The organism is Lysobacter enzymogenes, assembly GCF_017168095.1.
Lineage (GTDB): Bacteria > Pseudomonadota > Gammaproteobacteria > Xanthomonadales > Xanthomonadaceae > Lysobacter > Lysobacter enzymogenes_D.
The window spans coordinates 1-5,761 of the sequence record NZ_LXSD01000153.1 but is presented as its reverse complement, the minus strand read 5'-3'; the positions used below and the strand labels follow the sequence as shown (position 1 = coordinate 5,761).

The following is a 5,761-nucleotide window of genomic DNA, read 5'->3' as shown; positions in this document are numbered from 1 at the left end:
GAGCGGCGCGGCGCCGGCCCGGCTCGATGCGTGCGTCACGGCGCGCGCCGGGCGGCCTGGTCGCGCGCGCGCTGGATGATCGCACGCACCTGGGCGCGGTCGCGGTGGCGCGAGATCGCCACCGCGCCGAGTTCCAGCGCGCGTTCGCGCATGCGCGCGTCGACGTCGTAGTGGCAGCCGCTGAGCTTGTCCTGGAACGAGGCGCGCGGCTTGCCCAGGCGCTGGGCGAATTCGTGCAGTTCGTCCAGGGTGTCGGCCATCAGATGCGCCCAGCGCTCGCCGCGCCAGGGCCACACGGCGTCGTCGACGTAGACGGTCATGGCGATCTCCGGAACGGCGGTTGCAGGGTGCGCGGCATGGCGGCGAGGGGGGCGGAATGGACGGAACGCAGTCGCGGCGCGACAAGTTGCGCGCAGTATCCGACAATCGGCCCATCGCGAGCGACACCCCCGCGCTCGCCGGAGCGCCGCATGCAGCTGTCGTCCATCCATCACGTCGCGATCATCTGCGCCGATTACCCGCGTTCCAAGCGCTTCTACACCCAGGTGCTGGGCCTGCGGGTCGTGGCCGAGGCCTGGCGCGAGGCGCGGCGCTCGTACAAGCTCGACCTGGCCCTGCCCGACGGCGGCCAGATCGAACTGTTCTCGTTTCCCGACCCGCCGCCGCGGCCGTCATACCCGGAAGCCTGCGGCCTGCGCCATCTCGCGTTGCGCACGCCCGACCTCGACGCCTGCCTAGCGCACCTGCAACGGCACGGCGTCGAGGTCGAACCGATCCGCGTCGACGAATACACCGGCCGCCGCTTCACCTTCTGCGCCGATCCGGACGGGCTGCCCATCGAGTTCTACGAGAGTTAGAAGATAGCGGATAGGAGTTAGGAGATAGCGAAGAGCAAAGCGTCGCGCATGCCGATTTCGCTATCTCCTAACTCCTATCCGCTATCTCCTGCTCCTGCTTCACCGCTACCGCCAGCCCCTGCGCCCGCCACGCCTCGAACCCGCCGGCCAGCGGCCGCACCCGCTTGAAGCCGCGCCGGCGCAGCTCGCGCGCCAGGGTCGCGGCCGAGGCCTCGTTGGGGCAGTCGCAGTAGACGATCACTTCCTCACGCCGCTCGGGCGGAATGCCGCTGAGCGAGTCGTCGGCGAGGGTGGCGACGAAGATCGCGCCGGGAATCCAGCCCGAGGCGTCGCGCTGCTGGTGGCTGCGCACGTCCAGGATGGTCGGCTCGCCGCCGTCGGCCAGCAGCCGGCCGAGTTCGCCGACCGAAATCCGCGCCATGCGCAGCTCGCGCAGGAACAGCTGGCGCTTGAGCAGCTTGTAGCCGATCCACGCGGCGACCAGCGCGGCCAGCACGATCAGGCCGTAGCGGCCGAGGGTGTCGAGGCGGTCGAGCAACTGGTTGACCGCGCGATGGAAGATCGCGCCCAGCGCCACCGCCACGCCGGCCCACAGCAGCGCGCCGAGGCCGTCGTAGAAGGCGAAGCGGCGCGGGCGGGTGCCGGTTTCGCCGGCCAGCACCGTGGCCACCGCGGCGAAGCCGGGCACGAACTTGGCCACCACCAGCGACGGCGCGCCCCAGCGCGCGTAGAGGCTGCGCGTGGTCAGCACGCACGAATCCGGCGACAGCGACAGCCGGCACATCAGCCGCAGCAGGCGCGCGCCGATGCGGCGGCCGCCGAAGTACCACGCGCTGTCGGCCAGCAGCGCCGCCAGCGCCGCGGCCAGCAGCACCGGCGGCAGCGCCAGCCACAGGTTGGGCTGCTGGTCCACCGCGACCGCGCTGGCGACCACGATCGGCGGGTAGGCCGGCACCGGCAGGCCGCCCTGGTCGAGCAGCACGCAGACGAAGACCACGAGCAGGCCGTAGTGTTCGATCAGGTGCAGTAATGCGTCCATCGGCGGGTTCCCTGGCGCCGCGCCGGCGGCGCCGGGCTGGCCGCTGCAGTGTCCGCGCGCGGCGGCGGCGGTTCAATCGCGTCGCGGGCACGCATCGTTGCAGGCGCGGGCGCAGCCGGGGCGCGCTCTACGCCCGGACATAACAACGCCGCGGGCACAATCGCCGCTGCCACGCCCATCCGCCGCTTCGGTCCGGGAGCCGTCATGCGCTTGCAAGGCAGTCAGGAAACCCTGCTGATCACCCTCTACGCCAAGGCGATGGACAACCGCGCCGCGCATCCGCTGCTGCACGACCGTCTCGCCGACGACCTGGTCCGGCGCATCGACTACGACTTCGAACGCTTCGGCCTGAGCCCGCTCGACATCCGCGGCCTGGCGCTGCGCTCGCTGGCGATCGACCACTGGACGCGCGCGGCGCTGCAATCGCGCCAGGACACCTTGGTGCTGCACCTGGCCTGCGGCCTGGATTCGCGCATCTATCGGGTCGATCCGGCGCTGGACGTGGACTGGCTGGACATCGACTTCCCGGAAGTGATCCAGCTGCGGCGCGAGCTGCTGCCGCAGCGGCTGGGCAAGTACCGCACCCTGGCCAGCAACGTGATGGAGCCCGACTGGATCGGCAAGCTCGATCCGGACCGGCCGGCGCTGGTGATCGCCGAGGGCTTGTTCCCGTACCTCGACGAAGACCGCGCGCGCGAGCTGGTGCGGCGGCTGATCGAGCATTTCCCGCAGGGCGGGCAACTGCTGTGCGACGTCTACAGCCGGCTGGCGCTTCGATTGCTGCGGCACGCGCGGATGATCCGCGTCACCGACGCGCGCATCGGCCAGTGGCAGGCGCGCGACGCGGCCGCGTTGCAGGGCTGGCATCCGCGCCTGCAACTGATCGACCAGGCGCGCTATTCGCAACTGCCCGAAACCGCCGCGCTGCCGCGGACCCAGCGCTGGGCGTTGCGGCTGTACGAACGCTCGCGCTGGCTGCGCGATCTGGGCAGCGTGGCGCGTTATCGCTTCTGAGCGCTCAGTTCGCCGCGAAACGCCGATTTCCCCTGTAGGAGCGGCGCGAGCCGCGACCGCGACACCACGCTTGCGACGCAGGCGCGATGTGTCGGTCGAGTGCGGTGCGGTGTTTTTGGGGCTTGGGGTTGATGGGCTTCGGGAGCTGGCGTGGTAGTTCGTCGCTTCGGTTGGTCGCGGCTCGCGCCGCTCCTGCAGGGGCTGCGGCCGGATCGTCGATGCTTCAACCGGCCGACAACGCCGGATCCGGCTTGCGGAACGCGATCGCCAACCGGTTCCACGCGTTCATCGCGATCGCCGTGTACGTCAGCGCGACCAGATCCGAATCGCTGAACTGCGCACGCGCCCGGGCGTATACCGCATCGTCCACCGGCGCCTGATCGCGCTGATCGCCGACATAGGTGATCGCTTCGGCCCAGGCCAGCGCGGCGCGCTCGCGTTCGCTGAAAGGCCCTTCCGGCCACACCCGCAGCAGGTGCAGGCGCTGCGGGCTCTCGCCGCGCGCGCTGGCTTCGTGGGTATGCGCGCGGATGCAGTAGGCGCAGCCGTTGATCTGCGAGACGCGCACGTTGACCAGGTCGATCAGCGACGCTTCCAGGCCGCTGTGTTCGATGTACTTGCGCAGGCCCAGCAGCGCTTGGGTGCCGCGCGGGTCGACCTTGTTGTAATCCAGGCGGGCGGACATGAGGGGCTTCCTCGGGCGGGGCGTCGTGCGACGCGGTGCCGCCACGTTAGGATGTTCATCGTTGCAATACATTTCCCCAAACACGCAAGCCGGGTTTGCACCGATGAACAAGCTTTCCGCGCCCGCCGCCGATCGCGCCGGGCTGGCCTGGGACGATTACCGCTTCCTGCTCGCGGTCGGCCGCGCCGGCTCGCTCAACGGCGCGGCCAAGCGCCTGGCGGTCAGCCACCCCACCGTGTTCCGCCGCATCAACGCGATCGAGCGCGCGCTCGGCGTGCGCCTGTTCGAGCGCGCGCGCGACGGTTATTCGCCCACGCCGAACGGCGAGGAGGCCATCGCCGCGGCGGCCGAGATCGAGGCGCGCATCGCCGCGGCCGAGCGGCGCCTGTCCGGACTCGACGCGCGGCCGACCGGCAAGGTCCGCCTGACCACGGTCGAGCCGCTGCTGTACGGGGTGGTGCCGCCGCTGCTGGCGCGTTTTCGCCGCGCCCATCCGGGAATCGTGCTGCAGGTGACCGCCGACAATCACACCCAGGACCTGGCCCGGCACGAGGCCGACCTCGCCCTGCGTCCCGGCGGCGAGCCGCCGGAGGGCCTGGTCGGGCGCAAGGTCGCGCGCCTGGCCAGCGCGGTATACCGTCCGCGCGCGCTGCGCCTGCCGCGCGGCGCCGGGCCGCAGGATCTGGACGGCTACGACTGGCTCGCGCCGGCCGGCAATCTCGCCCACATTGCGATGGCGCAGTGGCTGCGGCGCATGCAGTACGACCGGCGCACGGTGTTCAGCGCCAACAGCCTGCTGGCGCTGCGCGACGCCGCCGCGGCCGGCATGGGCCTGACCGTGCTGCCGTGCTATCTCGGCGACGCCGAGCGCGGGCTGGTCCGGGTCGGCGCGCCGGTCGAGGCGATGGGCGCCGACCTGTGGCTGCTCAACCATCCGGACCTGCGCCGCACCGAGCGCGTGCGCGCGCTCGCCGAGGCGCTGCGCGAGGGCCTGCGCGAGCTGCAGCCGCGGCTGTCCGGTGTGCCGCAGGCGGCCGGCGCGACGGCCTAGCGCTGCACGGGCCTGCTAACCGTGAAGCAGGTCCACATGAACAAACGGCATCACAAGTCCACCGTTGCATTTGAAACCTGTGACGTCGGACACGTCGTATTAGGAAAATTCCTACACGCTTTAGAGCACTCCGACGACAGTTTCTATTGCGCGCAACACGCATCTTTTGAATCGCTCGACGGCACAACCGAGTCACAGATCCGCTGAAGCGGACATCCCCCGGACCGGGCCGGCTGAACTTCTCACAAGGATGACCCATGTTCCGCGTCGAACTGAAGCAGCGTGACGGCGACGACGACCGTGCGTTGGCCGTGGCGATCGCAGAAATCGGACAGGAGTACCGCAGCGCCGAAGCGGCGCTGAAATCCGTGCTGCCCTCGGCCCGGAAATACGCGGTGCAGGCCCGCAAAGGGCTGTGGCTGCGTATTTACGATGCCGACTCGCAGCCCGTGTTTGGCACGCTGGTTCCCTAGGGCCGGCGTGCGGTTTGCGCCGCCCGGCTGACAGGGAGTCTGGCCGGGCGGCGCGGGCCTTCGCCGATGAACCTCCTCATCGAATCGCTCTTCCCCGCCGCCGGGGCGGCTGCGCTGCGCGCGCGGTCGCTTGCGCCGGCTCGGGTCATAGGTCGCGGCCGCCTTCCCCAGGCCGTCCCCGGCCCTCCCCAGCGGCCGCGGCCTATGACCCGAGTCGGCATGGCCGAGGCGTAGGTCCGTCATGCTCCTGTAGGAGCGGCGCGAGCCGCGACCGCGACACTGCGGCTAAGTCGTACGCGCGATGTTTTGGTGGAACCCAACGAGGCGCTTGCAGGTGTTTGCTTGTGGTTGCCGGGCTTCGGGGGGCAGACGTGGTAGTTCGTCGCTTCGGTTGGTCGCGGCTTGCGCCGCTCCTACAGGGAGGTCGCGAACTTGCGTGGAGGTCGGGTCACATCGGGTCGAGCCAGCCGCGCGCGATCGCGGCGTCCACGTCGCCCGGGGTGTCGAGGTCGAGTTCCAGCTCCGGCGCGCGCAATCGCCACACCGCGCCGTCCGGCGCCTGGGCCAGGGCGGCGCCGAAGCCGCGGTCGCCGCGCAGGCCGGTGGCGTCGCGCCACAGCGCCGGGGCGATCAGCGCCGGCA

7 protein-coding genes and 1 pseudogene are annotated in these 5,761 nt (G+C 70.8%); 4 read left to right on the top strand and 4 right to left on the bottom strand.

Features of this window, described 5'->3' with window-relative positions; all coding sequences use genetic code 11:
* Window positions 1-35 precede the first annotated feature (35 nt).
* The gene (locus A7A76_RS04355; RefSeq protein WP_206410047.1) at window positions 36-320 is read right to left on the bottom strand and encodes a DUF4031 domain-containing protein; all 285 of its coding nucleotides are present in this window, start codon (window positions 318-320) and stop codon (window positions 36-38) included.
* 150 nt (window positions 321-470) lie between these two features.
* On the opposite strand from A7A76_RS04355, the gene gloA2 reads away from it, so the two are divergent.
* The gene (gloA2, locus tag A7A76_RS04350) at window positions 471-857 is read left to right on the top strand and encodes an SMU1112c/YaeR family gloxylase I-like metalloprotein (protein WP_206410046.1); all 387 of its coding nucleotides are present in this window, start codon (window positions 471-473) and stop codon (window positions 855-857) included.
* 67 nt (window positions 858-924) lie between these two features.
* Here gloA2 and A7A76_RS04345 read toward each other — a convergent pair whose 3' ends face one another.
* Window positions 925-1,896 carry a DedA family protein/thiosulfate sulfurtransferase GlpE gene (locus A7A76_RS04345; RefSeq protein ID WP_206410045.1) on the bottom strand — a complete coding sequence of 324 codons (972 nt, stop codon included), beginning with the start codon at window positions 1,894-1,896 and terminating at the stop codon, window positions 925-927.
* Between the two features lie 204 nt (window positions 1,897-2,100).
* Between A7A76_RS04345 and A7A76_RS04340 the strand changes: the two genes are divergently transcribed.
* A complete protein-coding gene (locus A7A76_RS04340) occupies window positions 2,101-2,910 on the top strand; it encodes a class I SAM-dependent methyltransferase (protein WP_206410044.1) in 810 nt (269 codons plus the stop codon).
* Between the two features lie 223 nt (window positions 2,911-3,133).
* Here A7A76_RS04340 and A7A76_RS04335 read toward each other — a convergent pair whose 3' ends face one another.
* Window positions 3,134-3,595 (bottom strand): carboxymuconolactone decarboxylase family protein, encoded by a 462-nt coding sequence (locus A7A76_RS04335; RefSeq protein WP_206410043.1) that lies wholly within the window; start codon window positions 3,593-3,595, stop codon window positions 3,134-3,136.
* 103 nt (window positions 3,596-3,698) lie between these two features.
* On the opposite strand from A7A76_RS04335, the gene A7A76_RS04330 reads away from it, so the two are divergent.
* Complete coding sequence (locus A7A76_RS04330; protein ID WP_206410042.1) at window positions 3,699-4,646, top strand: LysR family transcriptional regulator; 948 nt, start codon at window positions 3,699-3,701, stop codon at window positions 4,644-4,646.
* 257 nt (window positions 4,647-4,903) lie between these two features.
* On the top strand, window positions 4,904-5,119 hold the full coding sequence (locus A7A76_RS04325) for a hypothetical protein (protein WP_206410041.1): 216 nt from the start codon (window positions 4,904-4,906) through the stop codon (window positions 5,117-5,119).
* A 448-nt stretch (window positions 5,120-5,567) separates the two neighbouring features.
* Here A7A76_RS04325 and A7A76_RS04320 read toward each other — a convergent pair.
* Window positions 5,568-5,761 (bottom strand): annotated as a pseudogene (locus A7A76_RS04320) (nucleotidyltransferase family protein); the annotation flags it as partial.

Excerpts from the sequence above, each read along its gene's own strand:
- A7A76_RS04330 (WP_206410042.1), top strand. The coding sequence starts at position 3,699 with ATGAACAAGCTTTCCGCGCCCGCCGCCGATCGCGCCGGGCTGGCCTGG.
- A7A76_RS04335 (WP_206410043.1), bottom strand. The coding sequence starts at position 3,595 with ATGTCCGCCCGCCTGGATTACAACAAGGTCGACCCGCGCGGCACCCAA.
- A7A76_RS04340 (WP_206410044.1), top strand. The coding sequence starts at position 2,101 with ATGCGCTTGCAAGGCAGTCAGGAAACCCTGCTGATCACCCTCTACGCC.
- A7A76_RS04355 (WP_206410047.1), bottom strand. The coding sequence starts at position 320 with ATGACCGTCTACGTCGACGACGCCGTGTGGCCCTGGCGCGGCGAGCGC.
- gloA2 (WP_206410046.1), top strand. The coding sequence starts at position 471 with ATGCAGCTGTCGTCCATCCATCACGTCGCGATCATCTGCGCCGATTAC.
- A7A76_RS04325 (WP_206410041.1), top strand. The coding sequence starts at position 4,904 with ATGTTCCGCGTCGAACTGAAGCAGCGTGACGGCGACGACGACCGTGCG.
- A7A76_RS04345 (WP_206410045.1), bottom strand. The coding sequence starts at position 1,896 with ATGGACGCATTACTGCACCTGATCGAACACTACGGCCTGCTCGTGGTC.